The sequence below is a fragment of the Halomonas sp. 25-S5 genome (assembly GCF_029889845.1).
In the GTDB taxonomy this organism is placed as follows: domain Bacteria; phylum Pseudomonadota; class Gammaproteobacteria; order Pseudomonadales; family Halomonadaceae; genus Halomonas.
Genome location: NZ_JARANV010000001.1, coordinates 101,103 through 119,260 on the forward strand (window position 1 = coordinate 101,103; position 18,158 = coordinate 119,260).

Genomic DNA, 18,158 nt, shown 5'->3' on the forward strand with positions numbered 1-18,158 from the left:
CAGCCTTGCTGCCCTGGCAGCCGCTTTGTTGATCGCCTTGCCCCGCCACGGGAGCGAGGCGTTGCCCGTTAAGGAATCGATCGGACATGCGTATCCAGGACCTCTTCCAGAAACCGCTGCACCGCCCCATCAACGGGGTGGTGAAGGCCGACCAGAAGGACCGTGAAACGGTCTACCAGGAGCTCGACGAGTACGTGGTGACCAACGAGCTGGAGAAGCACTTCCGCGCTTTCTTTGAGTCCTACGCCACGCCGCTCAGTGATCCCTCCATCGCCAACCGGGTCGGTGTGTGGATCTCGGGGTTCTTCGGCTCGGGTAAGTCGCATTTCCTCAAGGCGCTGTCGTACCTGCTGGCCAACATCGAGGCCGAGGACGAGGTCGGGAACCACCGCCGCGCCGCCGAGTTCTTCGACGAGCACAAGCTCCACGACCCGATGATCCGCGCCGACGTCACCAAGGCGGTGCAGCAGCCGGCCGACGTCATCCTGTTCAATATCGACAGCAAGGCGAGCTCCAACGACGGCGGCAACCCGATCCTCAATGTCTTCCTGCGGGTGTTCAACGAGTACCAGGGCTTCAGCGGCGACCACCCGCATATTGCCCACATGGAGCGCCACCTGGCCCAGCGCGGTGTGCTGGAGCGCTTCAAGACGGCCTTCCAGGAGGCCAGCGGCATGGTCTGGGAGGAGGAGCGCGACGGCTTCCAGTTCTACCAGGACGACATCGAGCAGGCGATCAGCCAGGCGCTGGATCTCTCGCCGGAGGCCGCCCACAAGTGGTTCGAGGATTCCGAGGAGACCTTCAGCGTCTCGGTAGAGAACTTCTGCCGTTGGGTGAAAGAGTACCTGGACGCCAAGTCCCCGACTCAGCGTATCGTCTTCATGGTCGACGAGGTGGGCCAGTTCATCGGCAGCAACACCCGGCTGATGCTGACCCTGCAGACGCTGACCGAGAACCTCGGCACCATCTGCGGCGGTCGCGCCTGGATCGTGGTCACCTCCCAGGCCGACATGGACGCCGTGCTCGGTGAGATGACCGCCGCCAAGGCCAATGACTTCTCCAAGATCGCCGGGCGCTTCAAGACCCGTCTCTCGCTCTCCAGCTCCAACTCCGACGAGGTGATCCGCAAGCGCCTGCTGGCCAAGACTCCGGAGGCCAGTGGGGAACTGGCCCAGGTATTCGAGGCCAAGGGCTCGATCCTGCGCAATCAGCTCACCTTCGACCGCTCCGGCCCCACGCTCAGGAACGTCGACGGCGTGGAGAGCTTCGTCGCCAACTACCCCTTCGTGCCGTACCACTTCCAGCTGGTTCAGAAGGTCTTCGAGGAGATCCGCAAGGTCGGCGCCACCGGGGCGCACCTGGCCTACGGCGAGCGCTCCATGCTCGACGCCTTCCAGATGGCCGCCAAGGCGGTAAGCGATCAGGAGGTCGGCGCCCTGGTACCGATGCACAGCTTCTACCGCGCCGTGGAGGGCTTCCTCGATACCGCGGTGAAGCGCACCATCGATCAGGCCAGCGAGAACGTCGCGCTGGATGACTTCGACGTGGAGATCCTGCGTACCCTGTTCATGATCCGCTACGTGGATCTGGTCAAGGGCACCCTCGACAACCTGGTCACGCTCTCCATCACTCGCATCGATGACGACCGCCTGGCGATCCGCGAGCGCCTGGAGGGCACCCTGGCCCGTCTGGAAAAGGAGAGCCTGGTCACCCGCAACGGCGAGGAGTACCTGTTCCTCACCAACGAGGAGCGCGACATCACGCGCAAGATCAAGGCCACCGAGATCACCAGCAGCGACGAGAACAAGCTGCTGGCCGAGATGATCTACAAGGACCGCCTGCGCGACCGCAACAAGTACCGCTACCCCCTCAACAAGACCGATTACACCATCGGCCGCTACCTGGATGGCCACACCATCGACGGCCGCTTCCAGAGCCAGCTACGCGTCGAGGTGGTCTCGCCGCTGGATATCGATTACGTCCAGAGCTACTCGGTCCAGAACGGTGAGGCAGGCTGCATCCACCGCAGCAACGAGAACCAGGGTCAGGTGCTGATTCGTCTCGGTGACAACAAGCCCTTCTTCGACGACCTGCGCACCTGCTTAAAGACCGAGAAGTACATCCGCTTGAATGCCGCCTCCGGCGACAGCAGCGTGGAGCGCATCCTTGCCGACCGCGGCCGCGAGAACCAGGAGCGTCGCAAGCACCTGCTGGTACGCCTGGAGGACATGCTGCTGGATGCCGATGTCTACGCCCTGGGTCAGAAGCTCGACATCAACCGCAGCAATCTGAGCACCCGCCTCGACGACGCCTGCCAGTACCTGCTGGAAAACACCTACAGCAAGCTCGGCTACCTGCAGGTGCTCACCCCCGACCCCATGCGCGAGCTTGTCGCCGTGATGACCGCCGACGATATAGGTCAGCAGGCCATTGAACTCGACGGCGAAGAAGGCAACCCCCAGGCGGTGCGCGAGGTGGAGCAGTACATCGGCCTGCACGGCGGCGAGCCGGTGCCGCTCAACCCGCTCCTGGAGCGCTTCAACAACCGCCCCTTCGGCTGGCCGGTGGAGGAGACCCTGCTGATCCTCGGCCGGCTCTATGCCGCAGGAAGGCTCACCTTCCACACCGCCGGCCCGGCGCTGCCCGGCAAGGAGGCCTTCGAGCTGCTCAACAACAGCCGGCGGCGCAGCGAGGTACGGCTTCAGAAGAAGCGCCAGACCGATGACGCCGTGCTGCGTCAGGTGCGCAACCTTACCAAGGACCTCTTCACCAAGCTCGGGCCCTCCAGCGAGACCGAGCTCTATGCCTTCTACGTCGAGCAGTTCAGCACCTGGAAGAAGGACCTGGAGGCCTACCGCAGCAAGACCGAGGTGGGCCGCTTCCCAGGGCGTGCCGCCATCGACAGCACCCTCAAGGAGGTCGAACGCCTGTTGCGCATCGACGACAGCTTCGATTTCTTCAAGGCGGTGGCCGAGCAGCAGGAGGCCCTGCTCGATCTCGAAGAGGAGTACCGCGACCTTCACGAGTTCTTCACCAAGCAGCTCACCACCTGGAAACAGCTGGACCAGGCGCTGACCCGCTTCCAGCCCAACCGCCCGGCGCTGGAGAAGGAACCCGAAGCGAGGGCAGCCCTGACCGAGCTGGACCGCATCTACGCCTCCGAGGCGCCCTACGGCATGCTGCAGAAGGTCGCCGGGCTGATTCACACCGTCGACGAGACCAACACCAAGCTGTTGGAACAGAAGCGTGAGCACGCCATCGGTCTGATCGATAAGCGCATCGCCCGGGTCAGCGCCGAGATCGTCAAGAGCGGCATTGGCACGGCGGAGCTCAGCAACCGCTTGCTTCGCCCGCTGCAGCTGCTCAAACAGGAGATAGAAGCGGCCACCGGCATCGCCCAGATCTACCTGCTGCAGGGCGATACCGCCAACGACCGCGAGCAGGATAGCCTCGACCAGCTCCACCGCGAACAGCTAGCTGAGGCCGAACGCCAGCGCGCCGCACGCAAGGGGGTGGAATATGCCGGCACCCGCGATGACGACGCCAAGCCAACAGGCGGTGCTCCCGCATCTGAACCCCAAACGCCCGCCGGCGACGTGCGCGAAGGCGCCCCGGTAGCCGCCCCCAAGCCCGTCGCCGAGGTCAGCGTCAGCCAGGTGCTCAGCCGCACCCATGAAGGGGTCTACCTGGAGAGCCAGCAGGAGGTCGACGCCTTCCTCGACGCCCTCAAGCGCGAACTGGAAGGGGCGATCAAGGCGAACAAGCGGATTCGTCTGCGATGAGACATATGATCTCTAGGAGCAAATGTTATGGATAGGCAACACGCCGAACAGCTTCTCAAGACCGCGCTGGACGATAATTCCGCCTCTTTTCGCCCGGGGCAGTGGGAAGCGATTGATGCACTGGTGAATCAAGGGCGAAAGCTGCTGGTGGTTCAGCGCACCGGCTGGGGCAAGAGCTCGGTCTATTTCATCAGCACACGGATCCTGCGTGACCGCGGCTTTGGCGTCACCATCATCATCTCGCCGCTGCTGGCCCTGATGCGCAACCAGATCGAGTCGGCTAAACGCTTGGGCATACGGGCAGAGACGATGAACTCTACCAATAGCCGTGAAGAAGTTGAGGTCGTCAAGAAGGCTTTGATTTCCGGCCAGGTTGACTGCCTGCTGATATCTCCTGAGCGGTTGGCCAACGATGAATTCGTGCGAACCGTGCTGATGCCAATCGCCGATCATATCGGGCTGCTAGTGGTCGATGAGGCGCACTGCATCTCCGACTGGGGCCATGACTTCCGTCCCGACTATCGGCGTATCGTCGGCATCCTACGGCAGCTCCCACCTGGGGTGCCGGTGCTGGGCACCACAGCGACCGCCAACGACAGGGTCATCGACGACATTCGCACCCAGATGGGAGATATTCTGATCCAGCGTGGCCCGCTGGGGCGTGAGAGCCTGGCACTGCAGGCGATGATATTACCGGATCAGGCCTCTCGCCTCGCCTGGCTGGCTCAGGTGGTCCCGACGCTCCCGGGCACCGGCATCATCTATACCCTCACCACCCGAGACGCCGAGCAGGTAGCCGACTGGCTTCAGCGTGGTGGCATCGAGGCTAGCGCCTACTACGGCGATGTCAGCCCGCCCGAATGGCTGCGGGCGCAAGGGTTGACCGACAACAACCGCTATCGCGAGTACCTGGAAGATCGACTGCTCCGCAATGAGCTCAAGGTGCTGGTGGCCACCGGAGCACTGGGCATGGGCTACGACAAGCCGGATCTCGGTTTTGTTATCCACTACCAGGCACCTGGCTCCATCGTTGCCTACTACCAGCAGGTAGGGCGCGCCGGGCGGGCCATCGACTCTGCACTTGGCGTGCTGATTGCCGGTCACGAAGACGACGATATTCATGAGTATTTTCGGCGCTCGGCGTTTCCGTCGGATCATGAGATCAATACGGTTCTCGACACCCTGGCGCGTTTTGATGGATTGCCGGTTACTCGGATTGAACAGCATGCCAACCTGCGACGCAGCCAGATCGACAAGACCTTGAAAATCCTCAGTGTGGAGTCGCCCGCTCCGGTGGTGAAAGATGGCAGTATGTGGCGACGGACGCCGGTAGCTTATCAGCCAGACTATCAACGTATTCAGCATCTAACTGAAATCCGGCAGCGGGAGTGGCAGCAGGTCAACGACTACATCAACACCACGGGCTGCCTGATGAACTTTCTGCGCCTAGCCCTGGACGATCCGCAGAGCGCGCCCTGTGGCCGATGTACCAATTGTCTGGGCCAGTCGCTGGTGCCAACTCAGGTCGATCCGCAGCTGATTCATCAGGCAGCGACCTACCAACGCCATGCCGAGATGGCCATCAAGCCACGAAAGCAGGTTGCCGCCAATGCCTTCCAGCAGTATGGCTTTCGAGGCAACCTTCCCTCTGGCCTGCAGGCACAAGAAGGTCGCGTTCTGTCCCGATGGAATGACGGCGGCTGGGGGCGGCTGGTCAAACAGGGTAAACATCAGGGCCGGTTCGGCGACGACTTGGTCGAAGCCATGGCCGAGATGATCGAACAGCGCTGGCAGCCGCAATCCCGCCCCGGCTGGGTATGTGCCGTGCCATCTCTCAATCATCCGCACCTGGTGCCGGATTTCGCCCAGCGGCTGGCCAACCGGCTGGGGCTGCCTTACGTCGATGCTGTACGCAAGATCAGGCACAATGAGCCCCAGAAAGGCCAGCAGAACCGCTTCCACCAGTGCCGTAACCTTGACGGTGTCTTCGAAGTCGCCAACGGGTTACCGCGAGAACCCGTGCTGCTGGTCGATGATATCGTCGACTCAGGCTGGACATTGACCGTGATCGCCGCTCTGCTGCAACGTGCTGGCACGGGGCCTGTCTACCCTACAGCCCTGGCATCCAGTTCGGTGAATGATTGATGACCCTATCGACAGCCGCACAGGCAACTCTCCTGCTTACCAGCTACTTCAGCAAGCCTGCCAAGGGGGCGGCCAAACCATTGACGCCCACCGAGTGGGGACGCTTTGCCCAATGGCTGCATGAAACAAATCACACACCAGGGGACTTGCTGAGCCATGCCGCGCCTTGGGTGCTGGGCAAGTGGAGTGATGAGAAGATTCCTCGTGACCGGCTTGAGGCCCTGCTGCAGCGTGGTAGCAGCATGGCGCTGGCCATGGAGAAGTGGCAGCGCTCGGGCCTGTGGGTCATCACTCGATCCGATCCGGAATACCCAAGGCGACTAAAAAAACGACTGAAGCATGCTGCTCCCCCCGTACTCTACGGCTGTGGCGATGCTGAGCTTCTCAACGCCGGTGGTCTTGCCGTAGTGGGTTCGCGCAAGGCAGGTAATGATGACCTGACCTATGCGCGCAAGCTGGGAGCGAAAGCCGCTCAAGCCGCTACAGGGATCGTATCCGGTGGGGCGCGCGGAATAGACGAAGCCGCCATGCAAGGGGCGGTTCAGGAGGGCGGCCCCGTCATTGGAATCCTCAGTGAAGGCCTCCTCAAGGCGGCGACCTCCAGCCAGTGGCGCCAAGGGCTGATGAATGGCGGCCTTGTGCTGGTCTCGCCCTACTATCCGGAAGCCGGGTTCAATGCCGGCAACGCCATGGGTCGCAACAAGTATATCTACTGCCTTGCAGATGCCGCCGTCGTGGTGCACTCCGGCAGTAGTGGCGGCACCAAGGCAGGCGCGGAAGAGAACCTCAAGAAGGGCTGGGTGACGCTCTGGGTGAAGCCCTCACAGGACCCGGAAGCCGGCAACCAGCAGCTTGTCAGTGCTGGTGGCGATTGGTGCGCGCAGGAGGTAGACCAGTTAGAGATACAAGCACTGTTCACTCTGCCTCAACCATCGTCGGTGACAGAATCGTCTGCCGATGACCAAACGATCAGCGCTGCAGAATCTCCCGCTGATAATGGCGATTCCGAAAGCACCGCGGAGCTACCCCAGGCTGACCTTTTTGGTGCCGTGAACGCACCCTTGGAAAACCTGCAGCAGCCCAAACCGGAATCCGCCTTCGAGCCGACCCCGGAGGGACAGACAGAAGAGGAGGCGGGGCAGACTGCGGCCCCCGAAGCAACGGCGACCGGCAGCATGGATGCAGCCGCGGATCCTGCCGAGCAAGAACCCGATGCACGCTCAAGTCAGGCACCCTGGCAAGTAGGCGGCATCGATTTTTATCAGCTGTTCCTGCGCGAGCTGCAACGGTTTGCCCAGTCCCCAAGAACGGTAGATGAGATCGTTGCCGATACGGGACTGCAGAAATCTCAGGTGAATACCTGGCTCAAGCAGGCCGTGGAAGAGCAGAGAGCGGAAAAGCTCACCCGGCCTGTCCGGTACCTAGCAATTCCAGAGACAGCCGATCCCACCAAGAACGATGTGGAGGGCCATGTGCGCCGCTTACGCGCACCGCGTACCTTCGAGACATCATCGTAAATGCCGCACAGCGAAAGGCCTCGATGATCTCACCGAGGCCCTGACGCCGACCGGGCACTCCCAGTCCATACGCGAAGAGCATAGCTGCCGTGGGCTTTGCCAAACAAGCGCGGATGTGGCGGCGCCCGTTGCTGTACATGGCACCGTCAGCGACCGAAAGCTCTTGACGCGCCTGCCCATGCATCAAGTGGCCTGTCCCGTGTCCTGGGACACGGGACAGGCGAGAACACCTTGCCCGCCAAGGGCAACCCGCAAGATCAGGAATCCAGCATGAACACAGGGAACATCAAGAAGTACGCCCCCAAGGCGCGTACCCGCTTCATCGAGACCATGACCCGCCAGGCCGCCCGCTACGGCATCAGCTCTGGTCACAAGGGCGAGGGCCACGTAGCGCCCGCCGAGGTGCGTGGCGACGTGATGCTGATCAGCGCCCTGGATGGCCAGACCCACAGTTTTCCCAAGAGCCTGCGTGGCCCCCGTGAGGCGCTGGCCAAGTGGGTGACCCAGCTGGGTTTCGAGCAGGCCATGGAGCAGGCGGCCTACAGCTGGTTCAACCGCCTGTGTGCGATCCGCTTCATGGAGATCAAGGGCTACCTGGATCATGGCCGGCGGGTGCTCTCCCACCCGGACCACGATGGCGGTTTCCAGCTCCTCGATGACTGCCTGGAGATCGACCTGCCTGCCCTTGACAAGAGCCTGGATACTGCCCGAGTGCGCGAGCTCAAGCTCGACGGCACCCAGGACGAGGCGCTCTACCGCGAGCTGCTGCTGGCCCAGTGCCACGCCCTGCACGAGGCCATGCCGTTCCTGTTCGAGCCGCTGGACGACGCCAGCGAGCTGCTGCTACCGGACAACCTGACCAAGACCGACTCGCTTATCCGCGAGCTGGTCGAGGCGATTCCCGAGGAAGACTGGCGGGACGTCGAGGTGATCGGCTGGCTCTACCAGTTCTACATCGCCGAGAAGAAGGACCAGGTGATCGGCAAGGTGGTGAAGAGCGAGGACATTCCCGCCGCCACCCAGCTGTTCACCCCCAACTGGATCGTCCAGTACCTTGTCCAGAACTCCGTCGGCCGTCAGTGGCTGCAGACCTACCCGGATTCCCCCCTCAAGGGCCAGATGCCGTACTACATCGAGCCCGCCGAGCAGGAGCCCGAGGTGCAGGCCCAGCTGGACGCCATCACCCCGGCCAGCATCGACCCAGAAACCATCAAGGTGCTCGACCCCGCCTGTGGCTCCGGGCATATCCTGGTCGAGGCCTACAACGTGCTGAAAGCCATCTACGAGGAACGCGGCTACCGCTCCCGGGACATCCCCAAGCTGATCCTGGAGAACAACCTGTTCGGCCTGGATATCGACGACCGTGCCGCCCAGCTCGCCGGCTTCGCGCTGCTGATGAAGGCCCGGGAAGACGACCGCCGGATCTTCACAAGAGGCATCCGCCTCAACGTGATGGCCCTGCAGAGCACCCAGCACCTGGATGCCAGCACCCTGTGGCGCGACCTCAACCTCACCGGCGACTGGCACCAGGGCCAGTCGCAGAGCCTGTTCGAGAGTGAGCAGAAACACCTTTCAAGCAACGACAACACCTACAAGGCCATCGTAGACCTGATCGAGCGCTTCCAGGACGCCAAGACCTTCGGCTCGCTGATTGAAGTACCCAACAGCTTTGAACCCCCACTCAAGACTCTGCTGGAGGTGCTCACCGAGCTCGCTGAGAGTGGTGACACCATGCAGAAGACGGCTGCCAAGCAGTTGGTGCCGATTGTGCAACAGGCGTGGGTGTTAGCGCAGCGCTATGATACGGTAATTGCTAATCCGCCCTATATGGGCAGTAAGGGGATGAATAAGGCGCTTAAGGATTTCGCCAAAAACACATACCCCAATAGCAAATCAGACCTTTTTGCTATCTTTATGGAGCACGCCTTTAGCCTGTTGGCTCCACTTGGCTACAACGCCCAGGTCAATATGCAGTCGTGGATGTTCCTCTCCAGCTACGAAAAGCTTCGCGAATGGTTGTTGGAAAAAACTACTATCATCACAATGGCCCACTTAGGCGGCAGGGCGTTCGACAGCATTAGCGGCGAAGTGGTGTCCGCAACAGCCTTTGTGATGGAGAAAATCGCCAACCCGGATTATCTGGGCGCGTATTTACGGCTGGTGGAGGGTAAATCCGAGGAAGAGAAGAAGGGAGCACTGCTTGAAGCCACTCAGAACCGAGATTGCGGTTGGTTCTATGAAGGCAGGCCGTATGATTTCATGAAGATTCCGGGTAGGCCTATTTCCTATTGGGTTAGCACCACACTTGTAGATTCATTTTCTAACTCAGTATTAATGGAGGATTATACGCCGCCTAAAAAAGGCCTTGATACGGGTAATAATGATCAATTCTTGAGATATTGGTTCGAGCCAAGTCAAACAAAAGTTGATCTTCCTTATTTTTTAGAACATATAAATCCAAATAAAAGATGGAGAAGGTATAACAAAGGCGGTGCGTTTAGAAAGTGGTATGGCAACAACGATTACTTGATTGACTGGAATGATAATGGGTCAGCGGTTAGAGCTTATTCGAGAAGCACCATTCGCAACGAAAAATACTTTGGTAAATACTCGTTGTGTTGGTCAGATGTAACTTCATCTCGCTTCAGCGCCCGCTTGTCAGGTGAGGGAGCATTGCACGATAATGCTGGGCCAAGTGCTTTTGGCGAAAAAAGCAAGGTCAAATCAAGTTTGGCTTTATTGTGTTCTAAACTATCTAATTATTATTTGCCCGTATTGAATCCAACACTGCACTACCAAATAGGAAACATAGCATCGCTGCCAATAGCAAGGAATCTTCCACATAATATTGTATCAATCACTGACCAAGCTGTAAGTTTTACGAAGAATGATTGGGATACTTTTGAAACCTCTTGGGACTTCACTGCTTTTCCGCTGCTGAAACTTGACTACCGGCAGCCGATTCTTAAGGCGGCCTATCGGCAACTATCGGCTCACTGGCGCGATACAACCTTGGAGATGCAACGGCTAGAAGAAGAAAACAACTTCCTGTTCATCAATGCCTACGGTCTGCAAAATGAACTAACACCTGAAGTGCCGATAGAAGAAATTACCCTTACCTGCAACCCCGACTATCGCTATAGTGGCAAACGCTCCAAAGAAGAGTTGGAATCCCTACTCCAGTGCGACACCCTCAAGGAGCTGGTTTCTTATTCCATCGGCTGCATGATGGGCCGCTATTCGCTGGAAAAGCCAGGCTTGATCCTTGCCAGCCAGGGCGAAACCATCCGTGATTACCTCGCCCAGATCCCTGACCCCAGCTTCGCACCCGATGAAAACGCAATCATCCCGCTGACCGATCAGGAGTGGTACCCCGACGACGCCACCAACCGCTTCCGTGATTTCGTTCGCACCGTCTGGGGCGAAGAACACCTGCAGGAAAACCTCGACTTCGTCGCCGAAAGCCTCTGCCTGCACGCCATCAACCCCAAGAAGGGCGAGGTGGCGCTGGACACCATCCGCCGCTACCTGAGCACGCAGTTCTACAAGGATCACCTGCGCACCTACAAGAAACGCCCCATCTACTGGCTGTTTTCGTCAGGCAAGCAGAAAGCCTTCGAGTGCCTGGTCTACCTGCACCGCTACAACGAAAGCACTTTGGCCGAGATGCGTACTGACTACGTAATCCCGCTCACCGAGAAGCTCGCCAGCTACGTCGAAAAACTAGAACAGGACAAGGAGTCCAGCGCCTCCGCCGCCGAAGCCAAGAGCATCGAGAAGCAACTGAGCAATCTCTACAAGCAGCAAGCCGAGCTCAACACCTTCGATGAGAAGCTGCGCCACTACGCCGACCAGCGGATCTCACTGGACCTGGATGATGGGGTTAAGGTGAACTATGGGAAGTTTGGGGGTTTATTGGCGGAGGTGAAGGCGGTAACGGGGGAGAAGGCGTAATGAAAACCACAATGCCAGTCCACAATGGCTGGAAGGAAAATTTCTTGCCACGCGAATTCTGCATAAATAGCCCAACAAAAATTAATAATATATCGGAATCTAGTTGCGCTATAAAAAGCAGACTGCATTGTCCGAATGGACTTGCCGCCACGTTCATCCAATCATAGAATCGGCAGTCTAGTACCTGTTACACTCATCAGAACACAGACTGCGCTACATAATAGGATAAGGAGATAATTCGTGCCCTACTTACATAACTACAGACTATTTATTAGCCATGCGTGGAGTTATAGCGAAAAATACCAGCGCGCTATCAAATTTATTAACGCTGCTCCCAATTTTATTTGGACAAATTTCTCGGTGCCGGTCGACAAGAAGTTCGAGAATATGTCTCGACGAGCTTTAGAAGAAGAGCTCTGTCAGCAGATTCGTCCCATACAGTGTGTGGTTGTGCTGGCGGGAATGTATGTAGCGCATAGCGGTTGGATTCAATTTGAAATCGATTACGCTAAATCTCTCAATAAACCTATTCTTGGTATTATCCCTTGGGGTGCTGAGCGAACGCCTGCTAGCGTAAAATTAGCGGCGAATAAGATGGTTGGCTGGAACGCTGCATCTATTGTTTCTGGGATTAGGGAAATAACCCCTTGAAGACCCTGTCTCTCATATACCCAGCACTTTATAAAGCTTCGAGCGACATGTCAGCAACATATCAGAACTGGTACCATCGTCTGTTGATGTCTGAATATTTTCTTCTGGTTCTGGCTGCAATTCTTTCAATGATTGCTAGCCCTGGCAGGTTGGTACAATCAATACACGCGCTCGTTTTTATTGCGCTTGTCGTACTGTTACTTTATCGATCGAAGACAAAGCCAGAACAAGATTGGTATAAAGGACGAGCTCTTGCAGAATCGATAAAAACATCGACTTGGCGATACTGTTTGAGAGCGGCACCGTTCGAAGATGTAACAGATGTTCGAGTGAGACGTTCTGAGTTTAGAAATCATCTACGTGAAATTCTTCGTGCAAATCGCTTTATAGGTGATCGGATCCCCCCCGATTCGGCTGCGGATGACCAAATCACAGATTCTATGGATGATATCCGAGCTTTATCGCTCGAAGAGCGGAAACATTATTACATGGAAAACCGTATACGAGAGCAACGGACTTGGTACATGAACAAAGCGGGATACAACAGAACAGCAGCTAGCCGATGGGTTGTTGCGTGCACAGCAATTTATGCAGTTGCAATTATTCTGCTGGTTGTGCGCCCATCGATTCCAGAATGGAATTTCTGGCCCTTTGAACCTTTGATAGTGTTAGCGTCCTCAATTATCGGCTGGATGCAAATAAAAAAATTCAATGAATTGACTTCTGCTTATACATTAACGGCACATGAAATAGGCATCATACAAGGGCGCTTAGAAGAAGTGGATTCAGAAGAAGATTTATCGGAATTTGTCAATGAGGCGGAACTAGCTTTTTCCCGCGAGCATACACAGTGGGTCGCTCGGCAAAATGCTCTCTAACTATCGTAGTCACGGCAGACGGCTTTTCGCTGCGGCTTCGCTTTTGCTACAAAGACGCACGTGCTGCGGACGTTAAACAATAATAGGAGAATCACATTTGATTGATGAAAGTAATCCCGCTGGAAGATTGCACAAAATCTTGTCACATGCGAAAAATCAAAAGGACCAAGATAAAGTCAGAGCGGTTTGGGCAACCGTTCTCGATATTGAGCAAGATGAAGTGACAGTCACTAAAGCGGTGGTGGAGTTGTATTCGCTTTCAAATGAGATTCAATCTTTAATAAAGATGAATAATCAGTTGAATCATGAATTGTATTTGAAATCATTTAATCAAATCAACCGGGCGTTTTTTCCGCTTAATTTGGGGGCTAGTTGGAATTCCGTCAAAACACATCTAACTGATGAGGCTCTTACAAGGTTACAGTTTTGTGCCGAACAGCTGTCTACCTTTTACACGGAAGATACGTTATCGGAAGAGGACTTGGCGGAAATAGTTAAAAAAACTGAAGCATTGTTCGAAGCGGTTTTTAACTCTTCCTTGCCGGATGTATTACGACTATCACTGCTTGAAGAAGTGGAGCGCTTAAGAAACTCAATAAGCATGTACAGAATCAAAGGTGCAAAAGGGCTTAAGGAGGCGCTTCAAGGGACTGTTGGGGCTGTATTGGCCAACCAAGACGAACTGAAAGATGCGGCAGCCCAAAATCCTGAAGTCCTGCGCCGGTTGGGTGAACTTATTGATAAATTGGATTCATTTACTGCTAGAGCTCTCAAACTGAAAAGGATGGTTACTAAACCCATTCGATACGTGCTAGAGAAAGTGACAGATGCAGACCTATCGGATGGCGATTATGAACAGGAAGCGGATGCTTAACAAAGAATTTCACCGAACAAGTCGCTACATGCGGCGTTAGTCTTCTTACGGGCACCTCTCTAATATATTAGTAATGATTTTTTTATGGCCGCCGCAGCGTAAATTGCCAAAAAACCTTTCGAGGATCACGGTGTTGGCACGCCGAGTATTGGCTTGAGGGGATGAAGTGAACTTCAATAATTTGTGGTGAAAATCTTTACCTGATTACTCATGATGCTCAGCTACGCTACGGAAGCCCACGAGAAACCCCTTGATTTTCAAAATGATATGCGCGTCACTATATTCAGGACGCCAACCGGAGTCAAAATTCACGATGTGGAGATTTCTCCGCAAGAGATTGAATCGTAGGTACTTAACGGCAGATCCTTCACTGCGGCTGAGTCTAGTGCGTAATCAGGAATCTTTATGAATCTAAAAAATATTGAAGAACTTGTTGATAATTATGGCGAAATAACCATCGGAAGAGTGAGTCCCGTTCACTGTGGTGCCACTGCATGTGAGAAGCCGAATGCCTTGCCATGTTAGTCAGGCGGCCTAACGAGTCCTTCGAGGATTTGCTGGTTCGGCTGGATTCCGCTATCGAGGATGCCATCGAGCACGATATATTCTTGGATGAAATCAATCAATAACCGTCAACGTCAAGGAGCTGCTATGATCAATCCCGTCGGCCGTTGGCGTATCACCTGGATGGAAATGTGGGATCAGGACTTCGTTGACTTGATCGAGCCTGGCCACTTCCGTTTTGATGAGAATGGCCTTGGCTATTTTATCTTCGGGGCTGTAGAAGGCCAGATTGACTATCGTCTTTCGGATGATGGGCTGCGCATCGAGTGTTCCTGGTCGGGCAATGATGACGGCCGCGTGAAATCAGGCCGTGGCTGGTTTGAGATTATATCTTCTGATACCGCCAAAGGACGCATTTTCATCCATTGTGGAGATGAATCGGCGGTGGAAATCAGTCAACATTCAGCTTGAAACCCCCGGGATTCATCCCGCAATTTTCAGCGAGGGAATCGCGCTGACGTCGACTTCTCGCTCGGCGTGCCAGGCGTCGTGGGCGGCCTGGAGACGCAGCCACAGCCCAGGGCCGTTACCGAACAGCTTGCCGAGGCGTGCCGCCATTTCAGGTGATACCGGCTTGCGCGCGGCCAGGATGGCGTGCAGCTGCTGACGTGAGATGCCCAACATTTTCGCGATGGCGCTCTTGCTGTAGTCCAGATCCTGCAGCATGTCATCGATCACCTCGCCGGGGTGCGGCGGGCAGTGGTTGGGGTTTTGCTTTGCGGTAATCGCCATAGTGATTCCATCTCTCTCAGTGATATTGCTCGAAATCGACTTGGTAGGCGTTGCCGCCCTCGAATGCAAAGGTGAGGCACCAAGGGCCGTTCACATGTACGGTGTAGCGCTTGGGGTTGAAGCCCTGCAAGCCATGGAAGTTATAGCTTGGCAAGTTGATGTCTTCGACGCTGGTGGCTTCGTTGATCACGGCCAGGCGGATCAAGAGACGCCTGTGCATGCGCTTGTCGATCCTGGATTTGCCGCTTTCCCAGAGCGTCGCCAGGCCCTTGTTCTTGAAGGTCTTGATCATGGGAGCAGTGTAGCCTGATGGATTACTTATGTAAACAGAAAGATTACACTGGTGCCGTGTCTTGTCCTGTTTCGCGATACTGCGGTCGATATCCGCTCACGGTGTTCAATCTGCAAGGAGGCTAGATGCAGCTCGACAAACTCCAGCAAGGGCTCCAACGCGCGTTCGTCACTGACGAACACCGCCTGGTTTTCTGGTACGACGCCCCCGGCCACTTTGCCGAAGCGCTGGATGAGTTGGCCCTGGATGGCGTGCAGTTCCTTAACATGGCCGGGCAGTCCACCTTCGGTGTGAAGCTGCGCCTTGAGCTGGACGAACAGGAAACGCCCACGCTGCTTTACTTCCCCTACGCCGAGCCGGCGCCGGAGGATGACTGGCTGCTGGACATCAAGCTCTACTCCGGCCGCTTCTACGCCGATCAGCTGTCGATGACCTTCAATGAGTTGGGCCTCACGCGGCATGCGATGCGTGAGCATCTGGCACAGCGCCAGGCGTTCCTGGGCAACCGCAAGCGCATCGAGGCGCTCAAACGCCTGGTCACGCCGGAGATGGACGAGGATGGCCTGGACCTGGCCATGTGCGCTGCCGTGGTGGGTGCGCCCGCCGGCGATATTGCTACGCTGTTGTTCCATCTGGCCGATCAGGCAGTGGCCGAGGAGACGGGGCTGGAAGGCAATCCCTCGTCGCTTGAGGAGATGGCCAAGTACGCCCTGGTGCCGAGCCTGGTGAGAGCGCTGCAGCTGGAGGTAGGGTATCCCGCCAGCCAGGCGGAGCTCAGTGGCGAGGCACCGCTGCCGCTCGGCCAGCTGATGCTGCGGCTGCTGACCACCGGCTACTGCGAGAGCATCTCCGAGATCCCCGACTGGGCGCAGAGCCATGCCATCGCCTCGGTGAATGCCCGGGCCACCTCTCGGGCGCTGCTCTCCCGCTGGCGGGACAGCTCGCGCTTCTACCCGGCCTTCGATGTGATCTCCGGCTGGGTCGCCGAGGCGCTGCGCATCGAGGACAAGATCCGCGACGTGCCGCTGGAGCGGCTGGCCAAGGTGGCGACCTTCGAGGTGGTCGAGAAGCAGATCATCGTCGACCTGTGTCTGGCCATCCCCCAGGCCGACGTGCGTGACCTGGAGATGTTCCGCGGCATCATCGCCGAGCGCCTGGACGGCTACTGGGCCTCGCGGCACAAGAACGACGAGCGCCGGGCGCGCTATCGCCAGCTCTACGCCGCCCTTAGCGCCGCCATCGACCTGTTTGCTCTGCGACAGCAGCACCTCAACGGCTTCCACTACGAGAGCGTCGAGGCGCTCTACCACGCCTACAGCAGCGAGCTCTACCGCTTCGATACCGCCTACCGCCACTACGCGGTGGCCTCCGACAGCACCGGCGTGGAGCTGCTCAAGAAGCTCGATGAGGCGGTGGAGCGCTGCTACGAAGAGTGGTTCTTGGGCCAGCTCACCCGCAACTGGAGCGAGCGCATCGACGCCGAGGGGCGCCTGCACGAATGGAAGCTGCCGCGCCTCCCCAACCAGCAGCACTTCTTCCGCGACGTGGTGCGCCCGCACCTGGACGCCCACCGCAACAAGCGCCTGGTGGTGATCATCAGCGACGCCTTCCGCTATGAGGCGGCCGAGGAACTGCGAGGGCGCATCAACGCCAAGCGCTATAGCGAGGCCACCCTGGGCAGCCAGCTCGGCGTGGTGCCGAGCTACACCACCCTGGGCATGGCCTCACTGCTGCCTCACCGGGAACTGAGCTACCAGCCCGGCAGCGACAGCGTGCTAGTGGATGGCAAGTCCAGCCAGGGCACCGAGAACCGCAGCCAGCGCCTGAGCGCCGCCGTGAGTGACCAGGCCATGGCCGTGACCGCCGAGGAGGTCAAGGGCTGGTCCCGTGAGCAGGGCCGCGAGGCAATCAAGGGCATGCAGCTGGTCTACGTCTACCACAACGTGGTGGATGCCCGGGGCGATGCCGCCAGCACCGAGAGCGAGACCTTCGCCGCGGTGGAGGATGCCATCGAGGAGCTCGATACGCTCACCCGCAAGATCCTCATGCACCTCAACACCAGCACCGTGCTGGTCACGGCTGACCACGGCTTCCTGTTCCAGCGTAGCAAGCTGGATGCCACCGACCGCACCAGCCTGACCGATAAGCCGGCCGGCGCCTTCAAGAGCAAGAAGCGCTACGTGCTCGGGACGAGCCTGCCCGACAATCCTAGCGTATGGCACGGGCATACCCGCGAGACCGCCGGCACCACCTGCGAGACCGAATTCTGGATTCCCAAGGGCGCCCATCGCTTCCACTTCGTCGGCGGGGCCCGCTTCGTGCATGGCGGCATCATGCCCCAGGAGATCGTCGTGCCGGTGCTCACCGTCAAGCAGCTGCGCGGCGAGAAGGTCGAGAAGCGCACCCGCCGCAAGGTGGACGTGATCTCGCCCAAGGCCTCGCTGAAGATGGTCAACAACATCCAGCGCTTCGAGCTGCTGCAGACCGAGGCGGTCAGCGAGCAGCTCAAGCCCATCACCCTGGCCCTGGCCATCTTCGAAGGTACCGAGGCCGTCTCCAGCGAGGAGACGGTGACCTTCGACAGCACCCGCGACAACATGAACGAACGCATGAAGTCGGTGCGCCTCTCGCTCTCCGGCACCGACTTCGACCGCAAGCGTGACTACTTCCTGGTGCTGCGCGACAAGGACTTGGGCACCGAGCTTGAGCGCTACCGGGTGGTCATTGACCTGGCGTTTACCGATGATTTCTTTTGAGGTTGTCAATTGA

11 protein-coding genes are annotated in these 18,158 nt (G+C 57.7%); 9 read left to right on the forward strand and 2 right to left on the reverse strand.

Going from position 1 to position 18,158, the window contains the following annotated elements:
• The first annotated feature begins 86 nt into the window (after positions 1 to 86).
• The 8 genes from brxC (at position 87) to OP498_RS00480 (ending at position 14,776) form a co-directional block, all read left to right on the forward strand.
• Complete coding sequence (brxC, locus tag OP498_RS00445; RefSeq protein WP_280551631.1) at positions 87 to 3,782, forward strand: BREX system P-loop protein BrxC; 3,696 nt, start codon at positions 87 to 89, stop codon at positions 3,780 to 3,782.
• Positions 3,783 to 3,809: 27 nt separating this feature from the next.
• Positions 3,810 to 5,927, forward strand: coding sequence for a RecQ family ATP-dependent DNA helicase (locus OP498_RS00450; RefSeq protein ID WP_280551632.1), 2,118 nt, complete (start codon positions 3,810 to 3,812; stop codon positions 5,925 to 5,927).
• Positions 5,927 to 7,444, forward strand: a complete 1,518-nt coding sequence (locus OP498_RS00455; RefSeq protein ID WP_280551636.1) for a DNA-processing protein DprA — start codon at positions 5,927 to 5,929, stop codon at positions 7,442 to 7,444. Before OP498_RS00450 ends, OP498_RS00455 begins: the two co-directional genes overlap by 1 nt.
• A 231-nt stretch (positions 7,445 to 7,675) precedes the next feature.
• Positions 7,676 to 11,398 carry a BREX-1 system adenine-specific DNA-methyltransferase PglX gene (pglX, locus tag OP498_RS00460; RefSeq protein WP_348533467.1) on the forward strand — a complete coding sequence of 1,241 codons (3,723 nt, stop codon included), beginning with the start codon at positions 7,676 to 7,678 and terminating at the stop codon, positions 11,396 to 11,398.
• Between the two features lie 240 nt (positions 11,399 to 11,638).
• Positions 11,639 to 12,049, forward strand: a complete 411-nt coding sequence (locus tag OP498_RS00465) for a TIR domain-containing protein (RefSeq protein ID WP_280551638.1) — start codon at positions 11,639 to 11,641, stop codon at positions 12,047 to 12,049.
• On the forward strand, positions 12,046 to 12,927 hold the full coding sequence (locus tag OP498_RS00470; protein WP_280551640.1) for a DUF4231 domain-containing protein: 882 nt from the start codon (positions 12,046 to 12,048) through the stop codon (positions 12,925 to 12,927). The genes OP498_RS00465 and OP498_RS00470 overlap by 4 nt, the downstream gene beginning before the upstream one ends.
• A 97-nt stretch (positions 12,928 to 13,024) precedes the next feature.
• Positions 13,025 to 13,801: a hypothetical protein gene (locus OP498_RS00475; protein WP_280551642.1), complete on the forward strand. Its 777-nt coding sequence runs from the start codon at positions 13,025 to 13,027 to the stop codon at positions 13,799 to 13,801.
• 651 nt (positions 13,802 to 14,452) lie between these two features.
• Complete coding sequence (locus OP498_RS00480; protein WP_280551645.1) at positions 14,453 to 14,776, forward strand: hypothetical protein; 324 nt, start codon at positions 14,453 to 14,455, stop codon at positions 14,774 to 14,776.
• A 12-nt stretch (positions 14,777 to 14,788) separates the two neighbouring features.
• Here OP498_RS00480 and OP498_RS00485 read toward each other — a convergent pair whose 3' ends face one another.
• Positions 14,789 to 15,097 (reverse strand): HigA family addiction module antitoxin, encoded by a 309-nt coding sequence (locus OP498_RS00485; RefSeq protein ID WP_280551647.1) that lies wholly within the window; start codon positions 15,095 to 15,097, stop codon positions 14,789 to 14,791.
• Positions 15,098 to 15,113: 16 nt separating this feature from the next.
• Complete coding sequence (locus tag OP498_RS00490; RefSeq protein ID WP_280551649.1) at positions 15,114 to 15,389, reverse strand: type II toxin-antitoxin system RelE/ParE family toxin; 276 nt, start codon at positions 15,387 to 15,389, stop codon at positions 15,114 to 15,116.
• A 125-nt stretch (positions 15,390 to 15,514) separates the two neighbouring features.
• Here OP498_RS00490 and pglZ point away from each other — a divergent pair, with 125 nt between their 5' ends.
• On the forward strand, positions 15,515 to 18,145 hold the full coding sequence (gene pglZ / locus OP498_RS00495; protein WP_280551651.1) for a BREX-1 system phosphatase PglZ type A: 2,631 nt from the start codon (positions 15,515 to 15,517) through the stop codon (positions 18,143 to 18,145).
• Positions 18,146 to 18,158: the final 13 nt, after the last annotated feature.

What these genes read in the sequence shown, in the direction of transcription:
- OP498_RS00455 (WP_280551636.1), top strand. Translation starts at nt 5,927, where the DNA reads ATGACCCTATCGACAGCCGCACAGGCAACTCTCCTGCTTACCAGCTAC.
- pglZ (WP_280551651.1), top strand. Translation starts at nt 15,515, where the DNA reads ATGCAGCTCGACAAACTCCAGCAAGGGCTCCAACGCGCGTTCGTCACT.
- OP498_RS00450 (WP_280551632.1), top strand. Translation starts at nt 3,810, where the DNA reads ATGGATAGGCAACACGCCGAACAGCTTCTCAAGACCGCGCTGGACGAT.
- brxC (WP_280551631.1), top strand. Translation starts at nt 87, where the DNA reads ATGCGTATCCAGGACCTCTTCCAGAAACCGCTGCACCGCCCCATCAAC.
- OP498_RS00490 (WP_280551649.1), bottom strand. Translation starts at nt 15,389, where the DNA reads ATGATCAAGACCTTCAAGAACAAGGGCCTGGCGACGCTCTGGGAAAGC.
- OP498_RS00480 (WP_280551645.1), top strand. Translation starts at nt 14,453, where the DNA reads ATGATCAATCCCGTCGGCCGTTGGCGTATCACCTGGATGGAAATGTGG.
- OP498_RS00485 (WP_280551647.1), bottom strand. Translation starts at nt 15,097, where the DNA reads ATGGCGATTACCGCAAAGCAAAACCCCAACCACTGCCCGCCGCACCCC.